Genomic DNA, 18414 nt, shown 5'->3' on the forward strand with positions numbered 1-18414 from the left:
GAATAGGGAGGATGTTAGGAATGAAATTAACTAAGTGGCCTAAACATTCATTTATGATACTAGCAATCGTAGCAACTTGGATAAAAACGGTCATTGTGTACCACACAAGCTTTGAGTTGAAAATTGAAAATGCAATGCAACAATTTATTTTGTTTATTAATCCATTAAGTTTTTTACTGTTTGTTTATGGATTATCGTTATTCTTTAAAACACCTAAAATAAGAAATCGCTATATAATCACTATGAGTATCGTATTATCGATTGTTTTATACGGAAACGTTGCGTTCTATCGATTCTACAATGACTTTATTACATTGCCGGTATTATTCCAGACAAGTAACTTTAGTGATTTAGGAACTTCCGCTGCAGCTATTATTAATCCATGGGATCTTTTATATTTTGCAGATGTCTTTATTATTATTATCGCTAATAAGTACTTACCTAAAATGAAAGCAGCAGTAAAAGTAAACGTTGAATTCCGCCGTGCATTTTTCGTGTTAGCTATTGCGATGACATTTTTAAACTTAGGTTTAGCGGAAACAGAGCGTCCACAATTATTAACACGTAGCTTCGACCGCGAACTACTTGTTAAAAATATAGGTACGTATAACTATCATCTGTATGATATTTATATTCAGTCAAAATCATCTGCACAACGCGCATTAGCGGATGGCAGTGAATTAGTAGAAGTAAACAACTACATTCGTTCTAACCAAGCAGCGATTAACGAAGATATGTTTGGAAAATACAAAGATCGTAACTTAATTGTCGTGTCTCTCGAGTCATTACAAAACTTTGTGATTAATAATGATATGAATGGACACGAAATTACGCCATTCTTTAACTCTTTAACAAAAGATCCAGATACGTATTATTTCAGTAATTTCTATCACCAAACAGGGTTAGGGAAAACATCGGACTCTGAGTTTATTGTAGAAAACTCATTATTTGGTCTTGGCCGTGGTGCGGTCTTCTTCACACATGGTGGTAATACGTATAACTCAATGGCAGAGCGTCTTGGGGAAAATGGGTACTTTACAAACGTTATGCACCCGAACAATAAATCGTTCTGGAATCGTGATATAATGTACCAATCATTAAAAATTGATAAGTTCTATGATGTAGACTCATATAAAGTAGAAGAAGGCCAAGCTGTCAACTGGGGTATGAAAGATATTCCGTTTATGGAGCAGTCCGCTGCATTGATGAAAGACATGCCACAGCCATTCTACTCTCGTTTAATTACGTTAACAAACCACTATCCATTCACTTTAGATCCAGAAGACGTGATGATTCCTGAATACACATCAAACTCAGGAACGTTAAATCGCTACTTCCAAACAGTTCGTTACATGGATGAGGCGCTAAAAGACTTCTTCCAAGATCTAAAAGACCAAGGCGTTTATGATAATTCGATTATCGTTATGTATGGAGACCATTATGGAATTTCCGAAAACCATAATAAAGCAATGGCACAATATTTAGAAAAAGACGGCATTACACCGTATGATAATGCATTATTGCAAGAAGTACCTTTATTCATCCATATCCCTGGCGATGGTCAAGGGAAAGAGATGACGGAGGTATCTGGACAAATAGATTTACGACCAACTATTTTACATTTACTTGGCGTTGAAACGTCAAAAGATATGCAACTTGGTGCAGATTTATTCTCACCAGAGCACGAGGATTTCGTTATTTTCCGTGACGGCCGATTCATTACAGATAAATATGTTTATGCTGGTGAGGCTTGCTACGACAAAGCAACAGGGGAACAAATTGATGTAGCGCCTTGTCAACCTTATGCAGACCGAGCAACAACGGAATTAGAAAATTCGGATGCCATCATAAACGGGGACTTACTCCGATTCTATGATGAAAAAACAGGCAATTTAAAACAAAATGCAGTGAAGTAAATCAAAAAAGGCATACTAGAACTTCTAGTATGCCTTTTTTTTGGTGCCAGCCACCCAAACAATTCAGGTAATTTTGAAAATTTAGCAATGCAATCGTTGCTAGTTATCCTTTATAGATGCGATAGGAATTGTTGTAAGTCCTTTTGTGTAACTTGCCCCTCCACTGTATATCTTAAAGTCCCCTCTGCATCAATAATAAAGGTAGTAGGGTAAGCCATGACTTTGAAAGCCTTCCCGAGTGCTCGATCATGATCTAAGAAAATAGGAAAACTTAAATTGTATAATTGTTGAAACTTGATTGCATTTTCACGACTATCATTTGAAGTTGCATTGATTGCGAGCAACTCAACATTATTTGGTTTTTGCTCATAAAAAGTATTTAAGTTCGGCGCTTCCTCATGACAGGGACCGCACCAAGAAGCCCAAAAATTAATAATTAGAATGTTCCCTTTATATTCTTCTAACGTTGTTGAGGATTCATCTAAGCGTGTTAAAGGGCTTTTAAAGTTAAGCATTTTTGCCCCTGTTTGTTTATCTACAATCAAATTAGGTTGGCTCTCTTTGTATATTTCATTTTTGACAGCAATACCAATGAGTGCTAGTACAACTACTAACGAGATGACCATTAAAATCGTTTTACGTTTCATCATAAATCTCCTTTTAGTGCATATAGATATAGGCAAATTAAATAAATTGTACCATCTTTATAAAATACTCCCTTATATGATAACGTAATTTATGAGAAAAAACCTCCTATTTTTTATAAGGGTTAGCATGATTCATGGATGAAAACATTCTACAGAAAAGAAAAAGAGCAGCCTCCTAATAGAGACTGCTCTTTTCTGTCTGGATTTTAGTGTAACGCTGGAGGATATCCACTATGAACGATTGTCATGATGACGAACCAACCGAATACCCCAGCACTTGCTAAGTTGAAAACAATGCTTAGTAAGTTTTTTTCTTTAATTGCTTGGAATGTACCAACGACAGCTAAAATCGCTACTAGACCAAAAATAACCATTAATAAGTTCATTAAAAAAGACACTCCTTTCGACATCAGAAAATGAATGTCGTAAACAATATTCCTCCTTAATTGTAAACGTTCTACCTGTTTTTGTCGAGGACTAATATAGAGTAAAGTATGAACTTTTATCGTCAAATTGTGGCAAAGAATGTATAATATGAAGTTGAGGTGATAAAGATGATGAACGTACGAAGCTATTCCCTTGGACCAATCCAAACGAATTGTTATATCGTATCGAATAAAGAGAAAGAATGCTTAATATTTGATCCAGGCGAAGAAGCGACAAAAATTATAAAGGTAATTCGCAGCAATGGATTAAAGCCATTGGCCATTTTTTTAACACATGCCCATTTTGATCATATTGGTGCAGTGGATGAAGTCAGAGAAGCGTTTAATATTCCTGTGTGGATTCATGAAAAAGAGGTTAGCTGGCTAGATGACCCGATGAAGAATGGTTCTGGTAAATATGCTTCTTTACCAGATTATAAGGTTGCTGCTCCTGCTAAAGAACATATTATTAAAAAAGAGCAACTTTTTGAAATAAGTAATTTTGTATTTAATGCCGTATTTACTCCCGGCCATTCACCTGGTAGTATTTCATATATTTTTGAACAAGATGGTTTTGCCATCGTTGGAGATACATTATTCGAACAAAGTATAGGGCGTACAGATTTACTTGGAGGATCAACAAAACTATTACTTGCATCCATTCATGACAAACTCCTATCATTGCCTGAAGATACCATTGTTTACCCTGGTCATGGGAATTACACAACCATTGGTACAGAAATGGAAACGAATCCTTTCTTAAATGGCTTTTAATGGCGTTTTAAACGGCATGTGATAGCGATAGGTAATAAAAAAAGCGTGTCTCAAGATTTTGAGACACGCGATTTTTTGTATTAATGACCGCCACCAGGTACGTGAATGAATGTTGTATAGTACGTGAAGCCAGCGAAGAATACAGTTAAATATGCTCCGAAAATGTACATGTACATACGTTCTGAAAGGTTCAAGAAGCCTAATAATAAGAATAAACCTGTATTACCTACGAATAATAGCGATACCTCGTTCATACCACCAAGGTAGAACATAACTGCAAAAATACCTGTCCAGAATGCCATAACTTTATACATATTATCCATGAAGATTTCCCCTCCTTTTGCCCACGACACAATAATCTCTTACTCATTATAAATGATATGAAAGGTGTCTGTAAACTGGAACTTCTGCTTCTTTGTGACAAACAAATGGATTTTACAAATTAGCTATCGATTTCTGTCACGTTAATTTCATATTTGCATAAATCGCAGTTATGTACCATGCTTTCGATTTGGATAAATTCATTACTAGAAAATAATGCATTTAATTGTCCTTTTAAGTAAGATTCGTGTAAAGTACAAACGATGTCCGAGTGGGTATTAAGCTGCTCTTGGAATGGGCAATTAAAAATGGAGAAAATAACTTTTTTCCCTTTTTCCGTTTGCTGTATTTGTGGAGTATAGCCAATTAATGCAGCATTGTCTGTTAATAGCTGAAGCTTTTGTTCGAAGGATAGCATGTTATTAAGTTTTAATTCAGCATTTACATAATTTCTCATTTGTTGATAGCCATCTTGATAACTAATTTCCTGACATTTAGTTAAAGCAGATGGTCCTAACTCTTGTACTAATTGGATCGTCCATTTTAATAAGCGCTCTTCATCACGTCTAGGGAATGTTAGTGAAACACCTTTTTCTGATGCCTTATAAACACGACCAGGTCGTCCACCTTTACCAGTTTTTGCGAAATCTGCTGTAATAATATTAATTTCTGAGAGCTTGGTTAAGTGAAGGCGTGCAACATTTGGATGAATGCTGAATTTATCAGCAATATTTTGTACTGTTACCGTTTTTTTCTCTTTTAAAATATACTCATAAATGGAGTACCTCGTTTCGTCGGCTAAAGTACTAGTAATTTTTAATGGATGGATCATTTACATCACCTCATTGTATTATTTGAAAAATTGCTGTTAATGAAAAGTTAGGAAAAAAATCATGCTGATTCTATTATATTGCATTATTGGAAAAGATACAGATTCTTTAGGCTTAAATATTATCTTTTTCATATGTTTTGTTCATAATTTGTGAAAATTTGTATGTTATCCACAATATTTTTAGAAAAATCTGCGTTTGCTATTGAAATATCCATCAAATTTTTATTTTAGAAAAAGGGCTTTTCTCGTAACGTGTTCCTCTTTATACTAGGAAATAACGAATAGAGCGGTCATATTCGAATGAACTAGAAAGAAGGGGTAATTATGCAAACTTTTGAATCTGTTGTAGAACAAAAGAGTGAGCATCTTTTAGTGAAAGCCTATCATTTTGGTGCTTCGGATTTATTACTCATACCGCAAGAAAATCGGTATATAATCTATTTTCGAAAATATGATAAGTTACTGACAGCAGGAGAGCTCCCCACTGAACTCGCCGAGCGCATCGTGTCCTATTATAAATTTTTAGCAGCATTAGATATTAGTGAGCGGCGTAAACCACAAAGCGGCTCTTTTCAGAAAATAGTGGAGCAAAATCGTTTTGCTTTACGCGTTTCCACACTTCCTTCTGCTTATTTAAAAGAAAGCCTGATTATACGGCTTCTTCTTCAAAACCACGCATTTCCACTTACATCCTTAAGCTATTCCAAATGTGCAGCTGATAAGTTAACCAAGCTAGTAGACAATCAACAAGGCATTTTATTGTTTTGCGGGGCAACAGGCACTGGTAAAACAACGTCTTTGTACTCTTTAATACACCATTGTTCTAGCGAGCTTCAACGCCATGTTATTTCATTAGAAGATCCTGTAGAAAATAAACAAGTCAATCTTCTTCAAATTCAAGTAAATGAACGAGCGGGCATTACTTATGCAGCGGGCTTAAAAGCGATTTTGCGCCATTCGCCAGACGTGATTATGATCGGTGAAATACGGGATCAAGAAACAGCTAAAATTGCTATCGAAGCAGCTCTTACAGGTCATTTAGTGCTGTCAACTATTCACGCGAAGGATTCAGTAAGTTGTCTCTATCGGCTTTTAGATTTAGGGGTGTCACCAGAAGAGCTTCGTCAAACAGTAATTGCTATTGTGGCACAAATGTTATTACACCTTCCGCAACAGCAAGAGGAAAGACGAGCATTATTTGAAATATTATGTGATAGCCACCTTGATCATGCCATTCAAGCTTTGATACAAAAATCGCATTATGCAATGCCTTATCATCTTACGTTGGCTGGTCAAAAAGAAGAAATTATGAGGCAACAATATGCTGCAGCTCAGAGCGTTTATTGACAAACTACAACTGGATTATAAAAGAACAACAAAGTGGCGACTAAAAGAACAAGCACAATTTATTAGGCGTTTAAGTGTCTTAATACAGGAAGGCTATTTGTTTGCTCAAGCGGTGTCGATGCTGCTGCCACACCATGTGAAAAACTATGAGGAGGTTCAACAATTTGTAGATGAAGCACTGAAACAAGGAAAAGGTGTAATTGGCGTATTTGACACTTTACAATTAGCCAAGCATTATTTGGTAGCTATTTCAATTGCTGAACATAATGGACATATGGTTGAAGCATTAGGTGGTGTGGCCAAGCAAATGAGGTTGAGCCAAGAGACTAAGAAAAAATTAATGAAGTTACTTTTGTATCCAGTCGTATTGATTGTATTTTTACTGTTGTTGTTCCTGTTATTTCGTACGTTTTTCTTTCCTAATATTGAAGCAATGGTGACAAGTCGCAACGATTATGGAACAGAGGAACAGTCGTCTATTGCCGTATCTAAATTATTATTACATGTTCCAGACGTATTTATCGTAGTCCTTTTTGTTTTGACTTTAGGTAGCATCATTTTTCAGCGTATGCTAAAAAGGTTATCGGTTGCTAGACAGCTCCAAATAATGTTAAAAATACCTTTTGTGAATAGCTATTTTCGCTTAACCATGACAAAACAATTTGCTGCTTATTTGGGTAGCTTGCTGCACAGTGGTTTTTCCTTACAAGCAAGCTTGCAGATTTTAGAGCGACAACGGTACCAACCGAATGTACGCTTTTTAGCTAGTCGCATAAAGGAAAGGGTGACTTTTGGTGATACGCTAACACAGGCAGTTACTTTACTTCCAGTGTGGCAAAATGATTTTGCTACGTTTGTAGAGCATGGGGAGCAAAGCGGTTACTTAGGGAAGGAATTAGTATTGTATAGTGAATTATTGTTAGAAAAGCAAGAACTTCTGTTGCAAAGATTGCTTGCATTTGTACAGCCAACGTTTTTTGTTTTTATTGCTTTATGTATTGTTGCGGCCTATGTCAGTTTATTGTTACCGATTTATCACATGATTGAACTTATATAGGAGGACCTATCATGAAACATATACAACAAGAAGCTGGATTTACTTTAATTGAAATGTTAATCGTTCTGTTGATTATTTCCATTTTAATACTTATTACAATTCCTAATGTTACAAAACATTTTGCGACGATTGATGAAAAAGGATGTGCTGCATATATCTCGATGGTGCAAGGACAAGTTGAGGCTTATCGGGTAGATTTTATGGAGTATCCTTCATTAGACGATTTGGTGGCAAAGGGATATTTAAAAGAGCAGGGAACGACTTGCCCAAATAAGGAAAAGATCGTGATTACCACTAAAGGAGAAGTGCAATTAGCAAAACAATCCTCTACAGCAGAGGTTGATAGACAATGAATCACATTAAAAATGAACGAGGCTATACGCTACTTGAAATGGTCATGGTGTTATTTGTAGTAATGTCATTAACTGCCATTGTGACAAAACTATCAGTGAAAGTAGCTGAAGCAAAAGAAGTGGAACGCTTTTTTATGCAAATGCAATTAGACCTTCACTATTTGCAAACGTATAGTATGCACCAGAAGGATTATATATTTATAAAATTTGAACCACACTTACAACGTTACAGTATTAAAAAAGATTTTTTTACAACAGAATATACTCGCCCCTTTCCAAAAGGGGTAGAACTATTGACAGAGGGGACAAACGTTTATACAGTGCGCTTTAACTTTATCGGTAATATGATGACGCCAGGGACACTTTATTTTCATACACCTCAAGGGCTTAAAAAAGTAGTCATAACGCTAGGGCGAGGGAGAATGAGAGTCGAATGAATGAAATGGGCTACTCCTTTGTTGAAACAATTGTTTCTGTTGTTATTGTAATGCTGTTATGCTCGACGTTAATTCCGATTAGCTACACAATGAATACAACCCTCTATCATCAAAAGCTTGAAGTTGCCGCTGCCGAAACGGCTTATGAAGGGTTAAAGCAATATCGTTATTTCCAGCAAGTCGCAGGAGTTAAAACGATTGACGATGTAGATTATCATTGGCTATTTGATGGACAGAAAATATGTGTCACATTTCAAAATACAAGAGAACTGCGTCAAAAGTGTATTGAATTAGCAGGTGAAATTCGATGAACAACAAAGGGTATACTTTATTGGAAGCGCTGATTCAACTTGTCGTCTTTGTGCTCGTTTGCCATGTTTTCATCTTGATTATTCTGTGGGCTCTTACAATAAAAACTTCTATCATGACGGATGAACATGCAAAATGGGAGTTATTTGTTTTCGAAATGACTACGAATTTGGCCAATGCTACTTCCTTATCTGTAAGGCAAAATCAAAGAACGATTATGCTTCAAACAGCCAATACATGGCAGTATTTTGACTGCTATCACAATATGATTCGTCAAAGAGTGAATGGTGGTCATGTCCCGATGCTTGTGGGTATAAACAATTGCCAGTTTCAATTGAGTGGCAATGAACTGACAATCGCTGTCGAATTTCCAAGCGGTTTAAAGAAGGAGCGGACCTATTTTGTACCAATTATTGAAAAATGACAGAGGGGCTGTTTTTTTAATCGCAATTGCATTATTATTTTTTGTAACTACTTTTGTTCTTACGTATTGCATGTCTTATGAGATTCAGTTTCGAACATATGATGGGTTAGAAAAGATGAATGTTCGAGCTACGATAAATTTATTAGGACAAATTTTGTCAGACAGTGTAGAATCGTAGTAAGAAGGTGATTCGAATGCGAAAAATATATTTAGTTGGCTTTATGGGCTGCGGGAAGAGTGCGTTAGGTAGACGGTTAAGCTATTTATTAAAATTACCCTACTATGATATGGATCATGAAATTGTCAGACAGCAGGGAATGACGATTCCACAAATTTTTGAGAAGTATGGAGAGGCCCGTTTTCGTGAAATAGAAACGGAATTTTTGAAAAATTTCCGCGACGAGGCATGTATTATCTCTACAGGTGGCGGTGTGGCTATAAATGGGGAAAACCGTAAAATTATGAGACGCAGTGGACTTGTATTCTTTTTAGATGCGACATTCGAAGATATTTATAAACGAATACAGCATGATCCAAATCGACCAATAGTACAAAGCTCAACCAAGGAAGAGTTAGAGGAGCTGTATCATTACAGAAGAAAGTTTTATCGCGATGCAGGCCATATTCAAGTGCTGACAGAAGGTAGAACGATTCGGCATATTCTAGAGTATTTAGTATTTCAAGTAAAAAGATTAAAAAGCGAACGATGATTGATTTATATGACTGTAATATTCGTCTTTTAAGTTAAATTAAAAAATGTTTGCCTTTTCAATGCAATCAATGTTAGGATATAGACTAATAAGATAACTTTTTGTACATTGAATACTAAATAGTACCAAGATCATTCTTGGGCGGATGATTGTACGGGGAGAGCGCGTGTAGACGCCACCGAAGGAGCAAGTAGCAAAGGGCTATGAATCTCTCAGGTAAAAGGACTCGTACAAGACGCAACTCTGGAGAGAGCTGTAATACAACAGCCACCAAAGGGGAAAGCCTACTGATTGGCATTTTCGCAATGCGAGTTAGATTGGTGTAACTTTCAGGTGCAAGGACAGAGAATCCCGAAAAGGGGTTCGTCTGTCTTTTTTTATGTCTAGACATTGTTACGGCGTATGCGCTTGAAATGTCAAAAAAGCAGACGAACTACTACCAGTAAAATGATACAAACAATAAGGAGGCAATAGTAATGACGAATGAATTAAAACGTACACCTCTATTTGACGAATACGCAAAGTATGGTGGTAAAACAATTGACTTCGGTGGATGGGAATTGCCAGTACAATTTACTTCTATTAAAGAAGAACATGATGCAGTGCGTAATCGTGCAGGCTTATTTGATGTGTCTCATATGGGCGAAATTTTAGTAACGGGTCCAGATGCACTAGCGTTTTTACAAAATCTTTTGTCCAATGACATCGCTAAAATTGCTACTGGTCAAGCGCAATACAATGCAATGTGCTATGAAGATGGTGGCGTTGTCGATGATTTATTAACTTACAAACTTGCAGATAATCATTATTTACTATGTGTCAACGCAGCCAATATTGAAAAAGACTTTGATTGGATGATGGAAAATCAACATCAGTATGATGTCACAATCGACAATCAATCGGAAGCTTTTGCACAAATCGCTTTACAAGGACCACTTGCAGAAGAGCTTCTTCAATCATTAACGGCTACGGATTTAAGTGCGATTAAATATTTCCGCTTCCAAGAGGATGTTGACATTGCAGGACATAAAGCGTTAGTATCTCGCAGTGGTTACACGGGTGAAGATGGTTTTGAGTTATACGGTGCTCCAGCGGATATTAAAGCTCTTTGGGATATTATTTTAGAGGCAGGAAAAGACAAAGGCGTTGTGCCAGCAGGCTTAGGTTGCCGTGATACATTGCGCTTTGAAGCGGGTCTGCCACTTTATGGGCAGGAACTTTCTGCTACAATTTCACCACTTGAAGCGGGCATTGGCTTTGCTGTGAAATTGAATAAAGATGACTTCATTGGGCATGATGCGTTAGTAGCTCAAAAAGAGAATGGTTTAGCGCGTAAAATTGTCGGCATTGAAATGATTGATAAAGGGATTCCACGTCATGGTTACAAAGTGTTCAAGGATGGTCAAGAAATCGGTGAAGTGACAACAGGTACGCAGTTGCCTTCTTCAAAACGTAATGTTGGTAACGCCTTAATTGACAGCCAATTCGCAACTATCGGAACAGAATTGGAAATCGAAATTCGTGGTAAGCACTTAAAGGTAGTAACAGTTGAAACACCGTTTTACAAGCGTTCAAAATAAAATTTGAAAAGAGGGACCTACATTTATGAAACATCGTTATTTACCAATGACGGAGCAAGACAAACAAGACATGTTAGACGTAGTTGGTGTATCGTCAGTCGATGAGTTATTCGAGGATATTCCTGAAAAAGTACGTTTCAAAGGCCTTTATGATATTAAAGAAGCAAAATCAGAATCAGCACTTTTAAAAGAGTTATCAGCACTCGCTGCAAAAAATAAAGATACAAATGCGAACGTATCATTTTTAGGTGCAGGTGTCTACAATCACTATAAACCGATTATCGTGGACCATGTCATTTCTCGTTCAGAATTTTATACAGCTTATACTCCGTACCAACCTGAAATTTCACAAGGGGAATTACAAGCGATTTTTGAATTCCAAACAATGATTGCGGAGCTTACAGGCATGGATCTTGCCAACTCTTCAATGTATGACGGTGGAACAGCACTGGCAGAAGCAGGGATGCTAGCTGCAGGTCATACACGTCGTAAGAAAATTTTAGTATCTGAAACGGTTCACCCTGAATATCGTGATGTCGTTGCTACATATGCATACGGTCAATCAATCGACATCGTCACAATTCCTCATAAAGATGGTGTCACAGATGTAGAAGCTTTAAAAGAGCTGATTGATGAAAATACAGCGGCTGTTATTGCACAATATCCAAACTTCTTCGGTCAAGTTGAAGATTTACAAGTTATCGGAGATATTGCACATGATGCGAAAAGTTTATTTGTTGTATCATCTAACCCACTTGCACTAGGAATTTTAACACCACCAGGTAAGCTTGGTGCCGATATTTGCGTTGGCGATGCACAAGTATTTGGTATTGCGGAAAGCTTCGGCGGTCCACACTGTGGATTCTTCGCTGTCACAACAAAATTAATGCGTAAAGTGCCTGGTCGTCTTGTTGGGGAAACAGTAGATGGTGAAGGTCGTCGTGGTTATGTGTTAACACTACAAGCGCGTGAGCAGCATATTCGTCGCGACAAAGCAACATCGAATATTTGTTCAAACCAAGCGCTGTTAGCTCTAGCAGCATCTGTTGCTATGACTGCTTTAGGCAAGCAAGGCGTACGCGAAATGGCCATGCAAAATATTGCGAAAACACGCTACGCAAAAAATGCTTTTGAAGCGGCAGGCTTTACAGTGGCATTCCAAGGTGCACACTTTAACGAAATCGTTGTAAAAACAAATAAATGCGTAAAAGAAATCAACAAAGGCTTACTTGAAAAAGGCATTATCGGCGGTTATCCATTAGGTCAAACATACGATTCACTGAAGCAACACGTACTAATCGCTGTCACAGAATTACGCACGAAGGAAGAAATTGATGCACTTGTTGCAGAAATGGGGGCTCTCAATGCATAACGAAAATCAATCACTCATTTTTGAAATTACAAAAGAAGGTCGCGTAGGGTATAGCTTAGAAGCGTTAGATGTACCAGAAATCGATCTTGCGGATTTACTTCCTGCAAACTGTATTCGTGAAGAAGCGGCGGAGTTACCAGAAGTTTCTGAGCTTGATATTATGCGTCATTATACAGCACTATCTCGTCGTAACCACGGTGTAGACTCTGGTTTCTATCCACTTGGTTCATGTACGATGAAGTACAATCCAAAAATCAATGAGTCAGTGGCACGTCTATCTGGCTTTGCCAATGTACACCCATTACAAGATGAATCTACTGTTCAAGGTGCAATGGAACTTCTTTATGAACTGCAAACGTCTTTAGTCGAAATTACAGGGATGGATGAAGTCACATTACAACCAGCGGCAGGTGCGCATGGTGAATGGACAGCATTAATGATGATTCGTGCTTTCCATGAAGCAAATGGCGAAGGACATCGTAATAAAGTCATCGTTCCTGACTCTGCACACGGTACAAATCCAGCATCAGCAACAGTTGCAGGCTTTGAAACAATTACAGTTAAATCTGATGAAAACGGCTTAGTCGATATCGAGGATTTACGTAAAGTAGTAGGGCCAGACACAGCAGCATTAATGTTAACAAACCCAAATACACTAGGTTTATTTGAAGAAAATATTATCGAAATGGCAGAGCTTATTCATGAAGTTGGCGGGAAAGTATACTACGATGGCGCTAACTTAAATGCCGTAATGAGTAAAGCACGTCCTGGCGATATGGGCTTTGACTGTGTACACTTAAACTTACACAAAACATTTACAGGTCCACACGGTGGCGGTGGTCCAGGTTCAGGTCCAGTAGGCGTAAAGGCTGATTTAATCCCATTCCTACCAAAACCAGTACTTGTCAGAACAGAAGATGGCGCATACCACTTCGATTATGAGCGTCCACAATCTATCGGTCGCGTAAAACCTTACTATGGCAACTTCGGCATTAACGTACGTGCTTATACGTATATTCGTACGATGGGTCCTGATGGCTTAAAAGCTGTTACAGAATATGCTGTACTCAATGCAAACTATATGATGCGTCGCCTAGAGCCATTCTACGACCTACCATATAACCGTCATTGTAAGCATGAATTTGTATTATCTGGTCGTCGTCAAAAGAAACTGGGCGTTCGTACATTAGATATCGCAAAACGTCTGTTAGACTTCGGCTACCATCCACCAACAACGTACTTCCCACTCAATGTGGAAGAAGCGTTAATGATTGAGCCTACAGAAACAGAATCAAAAGAAACATTAGATGCTTTCTGCGACATTATGATTCAAATCGCCAAAGAAGCAGAAGAAAACCCATCGATCGTACAAGAAGCACCACATACAACAGTCGTATCTCGCCTAGACGAAACACGCGCTGCCCGTACACCAGTGCTTCGTTATCAAAAAGCATAATGTATAAAAAACCGTTCACATCAAGTTGAACGGTTTTTTTTGTATCTACACTTAAATAATCCAAACTATAGATAAAAACATAAAAATTGATATAATTACATTAATTTGTAATTATATTTGTTGTAGGTATGATTAGGAAGGGAGATTAAAATGCAGGAAACAATGTTTGAATTGAGCTTACCAATAAATAGTCTATTAAAAAATACATATAAAATAATGCAAGCTCTAGCTACTAGTAAGTTATCCTTTGTGTATATAGCTGAACATATCCATTCTGGAGAGCAATTAATCATTAAAGAATTTTTCCCTATAGAAATAGCTTTGCGAGACTTAGATAACAAGTCTGTAATTAATCGCTTACCGTCTACAAAAGATAAATTTAATGATTTAAAGGACAGGTTTCTAAGTGAAGCATTAATGATTAAGTGTTTGAGTCATCAAAATATTGTTCAGTATCGGGACCATTTTACAGAAAATGAAACGATATATATCGTAACGGATTATTATGAAGGGATATTATTAAATCAATATATACAAAAATATGCTATTGATGAAAGGCATTTTCTATATGAAGAAATATTCCTTCCTTTGATTGATGCTATCACATATTTACATAGTAAGGGCATTATACATCGTGATATAAAGCCGAATAATATTATAGTTGATGTGCAAGGCAAACCTCGCTTATTAGATTTTGGTTCAGCAATTTATTATAAAAAAGATAATAAATATCCAATATTTACTACTGCAGGTTACTCACCTATAGAGCAGTATTCCATAAAAGGAGAGCAAGGTATTTATACAGATATTTATAGTTTGATGGCAACTTTATACTACTCCTTAACTAATGTAATTCCAATAGATGTTTCACAGAGGCTAATTGAAGATAAACTTACAAATGTAAGAAAATTTAATAAAAAAGTCAGCATTCCTATGGCATTGACGATAGTATGGGGCTTACGAGTACAGAGTAAAAAAAGATGTTCTTCCCTTTCTTTTATTAAGTGCATGATCACGCTGGAAAAAAAGTTCAAATGTATAAAGAACTATCCAATGCAAAATAATTCTAAAAGACCAAATTAACTATTTAATTATTACTTTTTATTCATTTTTTCTATATAGAACAATTTTAAAAAACAGCTTAGGACCTAAGAGTAATTGGACCTTTAGCTGTTTTTTTTATAAAAAAATAGGAATAATACATTTTTTTATAAAGGAAATATCATAAAAATCACAAGATATATTTTTACCAAAAATACTTTTAAATACTTTATATTACAATATATTCTATTGAAAATATTGACATTATTTTTATGTGTTGTATAGTTACTTTTGTGATACATAAATTTTAGTGAAAATATACAAAAATACATAAAAACGGATTGTTGTTTCTTGTACATAGCACAGTACATCTTTTATATTGTAACATTTTACCTAAAATAATTTTATTATCTTTTTTAGCTAATTTATAGAAATTTTAAGATACTCAATTCAATTAGTTTTACTATTCTTAACTTGTATTTTTTTCTCACTAATATTTATGCTTACTCGAAATTCGTTATCTAAAGGAGGGATGGCTGTAGTAATGTACAGCCAAATGAATGGAGATTATTAGTCAAACAAACAGAACTATGCTCTTTGAAGAAATAAACCCAGAGAAATTAGATTTAATTACGCTTGTTGGAGATGTAAAAGGAATCGACAGTCTAAGTGATGAAAAGATTAAGGAAATTAATCAACATCTTCTTGTAAAAAGTTTCGACGAATTTTTAGATAAATTTTCTCCTACTGTTTATTCATTTTATAATGCGGCCAATCAAAAGGTTATGTATACCTTAAAAAAACCTGAAGGAATTCAAGATGATTGTATTTCTGAAATAGCAATTGACCAAAATAATGATTTTTTAAAGATGTTATTTACGTTGATTGATACTAAAAGAAGTCAGGGTATCACGAATGTAGATTTTAAATTTGAAAATTTGCTAGATATGATTTCTCCTAAAAAAGTCATGGATGATATTCGTCAAGTTCGTAAGGAAATTCATTACCTGTACGGTGAGTATGACAAGCTAGATGAGGGAGATCCGAAAAAATTAGATACTGGTGACAAACTAAACCTTATGTTTGAAGTAGCTAGTAGAAACTACAACAATGTAATGGCGATGTTACCTCTAGCAATTGAAGATATTAAAACAAGATTATTATTAGGTGCTAGTCAAGATGAAGATGAGTCAGAAAAATTACAAATAGGTACACTTTCTATTGGTGATAATGGTGAGTTGAAAATTATTGAGGCACCTCAATCAAATAGTTCTGATTTAATGGTTATTGAAGAAAATAGTAATTACGGTTTGAGTACTGTTTTTGAAGAAGACTATGAAGCCATTACAGAATCGCCATCTTCCTATGTGAAAGATTTAGTTGTAAGAACATTCTCGCCTCTACCAGCTGTAAAAGCTGAATTCGATGTTGAAACAGAAGTTCAAAATTACAATACTTACCTTGAATTCTATAAGGATGCTAAGGATGAATTTGTAAAAACAGTGAAGCCTTTAGTTGAAAAGCTATTAGGTGTCAAAATGTACTTCGATCAATATGCGACGAAAAATAAAGGTATGCAGCCGTCATTACTAGTTACCAATACAAAGCTTGATATGCTTGTGAAAAGTAATAACCTACCAAGATTACGCACGTATTTAAATACCGTTAACGCTAAAAATGATTTCACAGATACAGTATGGTACGGTATTGTACCTGCTTTAGAACTAGAATCTGCTGGAAAAATGAAAGTTAGCCGATCAAGGTTCAAAGGGAATGAAAAGGTTACAAAGCAAGAGGGCAACACAATGGAATCCTTATCAATCCTTTTAGATACAGTAAAAGATTATAAGATTCAAATTTTCTTTAACTTTATGGCTGAGGAAGAAACTACCTTCAACGGAATTGCCACTGCTGGGATTGATCGTTTAATCGATAAATGCTCCGTTCTTGTCAGAAAAGATTATAGTGAATTCGCGATACCATGCTTACCAAACTTTACGATTATTCCAAAAGATAAATCAGGTGTTGTGATTGATACGAGAATGCATACTACCGAAAATGGCGCTCGTTTATCGAAGGAAAAGGAAGATGTTTTAAAGCTATGGATCGAGGGTGTATATGTAGGCGCAAGCTATGTAGCAGCAGGGATTGTGTCCGCTTATCAATGTCCAGAGTATTTAAAAGAATCATTTAGAAATGTGAAGAGAAATTATCCGGGGGTTCGTTTTGACATTGAAGCAGGTGACAACTCATTACGTGCTGTGACTACGATGGCGAAAGAAATTTCTGGATTTACAAATAATATTAAAGATGCGATTAATAGCAGAAGCTTTGGATTTGTATTCTCATCTGAAAATGCACAATTACAGGATAAAGATATTAAACGTATTACAGTATATAAAGCTAGAAGCTTGGCGATGGAAGAAGATGGATTCGATTCAATCTACAAAACACAAGTTAGTACGTATATTGAAAGAATTCTACGATTCCAATCAGGTGACTTTAAGCATGAGAATATCGTTCGCTTCTTTAGTAATAATCCAAGTAGTCAAAAAAGTAAGTGGCTAAATGATAAAGGCTATGTAAACTCGATCATTCATGATGGAGATGATATTGGCTACATCATCGATGAGAAAACAAGCTTATGTCAAATCGACCTTGTATTTAACGGTAATGTGAAGAATCTTGAAGTCATGATTACTAAAGGGACAAGTGCTGTTAAAGCCTAACAATTTCATTTTCTCAATTTTAAATTATTTCAGTCGGATGTTTAAGATTTACTTTTTGTAAATCTTTTAACATATATACGAATCGAACGACTAATTGCTAATGACAAAAAATATTACATATTTCACAGTTCGATATGAAACATGGCACTGTGAAATGCAAAGCGGTATCAAATTTATTTCATTAGAACAATTGGAAGTACGATTCAATAAAATTTAGGAGGTACTAAAAAATGGGTTTTGTATTAAAAGTAGAAGGATCAGAAGCAATTGAATTAGGGTTAGAAAGCATCATGACTGTCGAATATGAGACAGATACTCCGAATGATTCTAACGCACGCTCTACAGATGTTGGGGCAACTTTAAAAGTAAAGGGCAAAATTTTAACTGCCACTGATGGTGATAATTCTGACGATACAATGAAATTAGGATTATGGTCATTAGTACCAGCTGAAAAAGCTGATTGTTACCGTAAAGTAACATTAGAGGTTATCTCAGCTGATCAAGTAGTAAGAAAAATTCATTTCCCAAATGCTTTCGTAGTAGATTACTCAGAAAGATATGGTGACACAGAGGGTATTGGTGAGTTCTACTTATTTATTAAGCAAAAGAAAGACAAAACAGATTTGGCAAAAATCGAGGGTGGCTACGCTGTCTAAGATTGCAGCATGATAAGACACTACTAAT

Annotated in this window: 19 protein-coding genes and 1 riboswitch; of the genes, 15 read left to right on the forward strand and 4 right to left on the reverse strand. The window is 36.0% G+C overall.

Going from position 1 to position 18414, the window contains the following annotated elements; all coding sequences use genetic code 11:
• Positions 1-20 precede the first annotated feature (20 nt).
• A complete protein-coding gene (locus tag FC748_RS02935) occupies positions 21-1916 on the forward strand; it encodes an LTA synthase family protein (protein WP_024361276.1) in 1896 nt (631 codons plus the stop codon).
• A 110-nt stretch (positions 1917-2026) separates the two neighbouring features.
• On the opposite strand, the gene FC748_RS02940 is transcribed toward FC748_RS02935, so the two are convergent.
• Positions 2027-2563, reverse strand: coding sequence for a TlpA family protein disulfide reductase (locus FC748_RS02940; protein ID WP_167492618.1), 537 nt, complete (start codon positions 2561-2563; stop codon positions 2027-2029).
• A gap of 206 nt (positions 2564-2769) precedes the next feature.
• The gene (locus FC748_RS02945) at positions 2770-2949 is read right to left on the reverse strand and encodes a DUF2759 domain-containing protein (RefSeq protein ID WP_024361274.1); all 180 of its coding nucleotides are present in this window, start codon (positions 2947-2949) and stop codon (positions 2770-2772) included.
• Positions 2950-3117: 168 nt separating this feature from the next.
• Between FC748_RS02945 and FC748_RS02950 the strand changes: the two genes are divergently transcribed.
• Positions 3118-3762 carry an MBL fold metallo-hydrolase gene (locus tag FC748_RS02950; RefSeq protein ID WP_024361273.1) on the forward strand — a complete coding sequence of 215 codons (645 nt, stop codon included), beginning with the start codon at positions 3118-3120 and terminating at the stop codon, positions 3760-3762.
• An 80-nt stretch (positions 3763-3842) separates the two neighbouring features.
• Here the strand turns inward: FC748_RS02950 and FC748_RS02955 are convergent, their stop codons facing one another.
• Entirely contained in the window at positions 3843-4085 is a 243-nt protein-coding gene (locus FC748_RS02955; protein ID WP_024361272.1) for a DUF2626 family protein, read from the reverse strand.
• Positions 4086-4204: 119 nt separating this feature from the next.
• Positions 4205-4915, reverse strand: coding sequence for a helix-turn-helix transcriptional regulator (locus FC748_RS02960; protein WP_025219980.1), 711 nt, complete (start codon positions 4913-4915; stop codon positions 4205-4207).
• 324 nt (positions 4916-5239) lie between these two features.
• Between FC748_RS02960 and comGA the strand changes: the two genes are divergently transcribed.
• The 13 genes from comGA to FC748_RS03030 all read left to right on the forward strand — a co-directional run bounded on the left by comGA (position 5240) and on the right by FC748_RS03030 (position 18386).
• Positions 5240-6262 carry a competence type IV pilus ATPase ComGA gene (gene comGA, locus FC748_RS02965; RefSeq protein WP_108029763.1) on the forward strand — a complete coding sequence of 341 codons (1023 nt, stop codon included), beginning with the start codon at positions 5240-5242 and terminating at the stop codon, positions 6260-6262.
• Complete coding sequence (comGB, locus tag FC748_RS02970) at positions 6237-7319, forward strand: competence type IV pilus assembly protein ComGB (protein WP_238600132.1); 1083 nt, start codon at positions 6237-6239, stop codon at positions 7317-7319. Before comGA ends, comGB begins: the two co-directional genes overlap by 26 nt.
• 11 nt (positions 7320-7330) lie before the next feature.
• Positions 7331-7672 carry a competence type IV pilus major pilin ComGC gene (comGC, locus tag FC748_RS02975; protein WP_108029762.1) on the forward strand — a complete coding sequence of 114 codons (342 nt, stop codon included), beginning with the start codon at positions 7331-7333 and terminating at the stop codon, positions 7670-7672.
• The gene (comGD, locus tag FC748_RS02980) at positions 7669-8109 is read left to right on the forward strand and encodes a competence type IV pilus minor pilin ComGD (RefSeq protein ID WP_108029761.1); all 441 of its coding nucleotides are present in this window, start codon (positions 7669-7671) and stop codon (positions 8107-8109) included. The genes comGC and comGD overlap by 4 nt, the downstream gene beginning before the upstream one ends.
• Positions 8106-8420, forward strand: a complete 315-nt coding sequence (locus tag FC748_RS02985; RefSeq protein ID WP_108029760.1) for a hypothetical protein — start codon at positions 8106-8108, stop codon at positions 8418-8420. The genes comGD and FC748_RS02985 overlap by 4 nt, the downstream gene beginning before the upstream one ends.
• Positions 8417-8842 carry a competence type IV pilus minor pilin ComGF gene (gene comGF / locus FC748_RS02990; RefSeq protein WP_108029759.1) on the forward strand — a complete coding sequence of 142 codons (426 nt, stop codon included), beginning with the start codon at positions 8417-8419 and terminating at the stop codon, positions 8840-8842. The genes FC748_RS02985 and comGF overlap by 4 nt, the downstream gene beginning before the upstream one ends.
• A gap of 194 nt (positions 8843-9036) precedes the next feature.
• Positions 9037-9552 (forward strand): shikimate kinase, encoded by a 516-nt coding sequence (locus FC748_RS03000; protein WP_024361263.1) that lies wholly within the window; start codon positions 9037-9039, stop codon positions 9550-9552.
• Between the two features lie 145 nt (positions 9553-9697).
• Positions 9698-9790, forward strand: a riboswitch (glycine riboswitch).
• A gap of 238 nt (positions 9791-10028) precedes the next feature.
• On the forward strand, positions 10029-11132 hold the full coding sequence (gcvT, locus tag FC748_RS03005; protein WP_024361262.1) for a glycine cleavage system aminomethyltransferase GcvT: 1104 nt from the start codon (positions 10029-10031) through the stop codon (positions 11130-11132).
• A 25-nt stretch (positions 11133-11157) separates the two neighbouring features.
• Positions 11158-12504, forward strand: coding sequence for an aminomethyl-transferring glycine dehydrogenase subunit GcvPA (gene gcvPA, locus FC748_RS03010; protein ID WP_024361261.1), 1347 nt, complete (start codon positions 11158-11160; stop codon positions 12502-12504).
• The gene (gene gcvPB / locus FC748_RS03015) at positions 12497-13960 is read left to right on the forward strand and encodes an aminomethyl-transferring glycine dehydrogenase subunit GcvPB (RefSeq protein WP_024361260.1); all 1464 of its coding nucleotides are present in this window, start codon (positions 12497-12499) and stop codon (positions 13958-13960) included. Before gcvPA ends, gcvPB begins: the two co-directional genes overlap by 8 nt.
• Positions 13961-14110: 150 nt before the next feature.
• Positions 14111-15043 (forward strand): serine/threonine protein kinase, encoded by a 933-nt coding sequence (locus FC748_RS03020; protein WP_108029758.1) that lies wholly within the window; start codon positions 14111-14113, stop codon positions 15041-15043.
• A 518-nt stretch (positions 15044-15561) separates the two neighbouring features.
• Positions 15562-17730, forward strand: coding sequence for a transcriptional regulator (locus FC748_RS03025; protein WP_108029757.1), 2169 nt, complete (start codon positions 15562-15564; stop codon positions 17728-17730).
• A gap of 230 nt (positions 17731-17960) precedes the next feature.
• Positions 17961-18386 (forward strand): hypothetical protein, encoded by a 426-nt coding sequence (locus FC748_RS03030; RefSeq protein WP_025219974.1) that lies wholly within the window; start codon positions 17961-17963, stop codon positions 18384-18386.
• Positions 18387-18414 lie beyond the last annotated feature (28 nt).

Origin of the sequence: Lysinibacillus sphaericus (genome assembly GCF_005217585.1) — a bacterium.
Lineage (GTDB): Bacteria > Bacillota > Bacilli > Bacillales_A > Planococcaceae > Lysinibacillus > Lysinibacillus sphaericus.

Bases quoted from the DNA above. Each gene is read 5' to 3' on its own strand.
- comGD (WP_108029761.1), top strand. From the start codon at position 7,669: ATGAATCACATTAAAAATGAACGAGGCTATACGCTACTTGAAATGGTC.
- FC748_RS03000 (WP_024361263.1), top strand. From the start codon at position 9,037: ATGCGAAAAATATATTTAGTTGGCTTTATGGGCTGCGGGAAGAGTGCG.
- comGA (WP_108029763.1), top strand. From the start codon at position 5,240: ATGCAAACTTTTGAATCTGTTGTAGAACAAAAGAGTGAGCATCTTTTA.
- FC748_RS02935 (WP_024361276.1), top strand. From the start codon at position 21: ATGAAATTAACTAAGTGGCCTAAACATTCATTTATGATACTAGCAATC.
- FC748_RS02985 (WP_108029760.1), top strand. From the start codon at position 8,106: ATGAATGAAATGGGCTACTCCTTTGTTGAAACAATTGTTTCTGTTGTT.
- gcvT (WP_024361262.1), top strand. From the start codon at position 10,029: ATGACGAATGAATTAAAACGTACACCTCTATTTGACGAATACGCAAAG.
- FC748_RS03020 (WP_108029758.1), top strand. From the start codon at position 14,111: ATGCAGGAAACAATGTTTGAATTGAGCTTACCAATAAATAGTCTATTA.
- comGB (WP_238600132.1), top strand. From the start codon at position 6,237: ATGCTGCAGCTCAGAGCGTTTATTGACAAACTACAACTGGATTATAAA.
- FC748_RS03025 (WP_108029757.1), top strand. From the start codon at position 15,562: ATGGAGATTATTAGTCAAACAAACAGAACTATGCTCTTTGAAGAAATA.
- FC748_RS03030 (WP_025219974.1), top strand. From the start codon at position 17,961: ATGGGTTTTGTATTAAAAGTAGAAGGATCAGAAGCAATTGAATTAGGG.
- FC748_RS02955 (WP_024361272.1), bottom strand. From the start codon at position 4,085: ATGGATAATATGTATAAAGTTATGGCATTCTGGACAGGTATTTTTGCA.
- comGF (WP_108029759.1), top strand. From the start codon at position 8,417: ATGAACAACAAAGGGTATACTTTATTGGAAGCGCTGATTCAACTTGTC.
- gcvPA (WP_024361261.1), top strand. From the start codon at position 11,158: ATGAAACATCGTTATTTACCAATGACGGAGCAAGACAAACAAGACATG.
- FC748_RS02950 (WP_024361273.1), top strand. From the start codon at position 3,118: ATGATGAACGTACGAAGCTATTCCCTTGGACCAATCCAAACGAATTGT.
- FC748_RS02960 (WP_025219980.1), bottom strand. From the start codon at position 4,915: ATGATCCATCCATTAAAAATTACTAGTACTTTAGCCGACGAAACGAGG.
- comGC (WP_108029762.1), top strand. From the start codon at position 7,331: ATGAAACATATACAACAAGAAGCTGGATTTACTTTAATTGAAATGTTA.
- FC748_RS02940 (WP_167492618.1), bottom strand. From the start codon at position 2,563: ATGAAACGTAAAACGATTTTAATGGTCATCTCGTTAGTAGTTGTACTA.
- gcvPB (WP_024361260.1), top strand. From the start codon at position 12,497: ATGCATAACGAAAATCAATCACTCATTTTTGAAATTACAAAAGAAGGT.
- FC748_RS02945 (WP_024361274.1), bottom strand. From the start codon at position 2,949: ATGAACTTATTAATGGTTATTTTTGGTCTAGTAGCGATTTTAGCTGTC.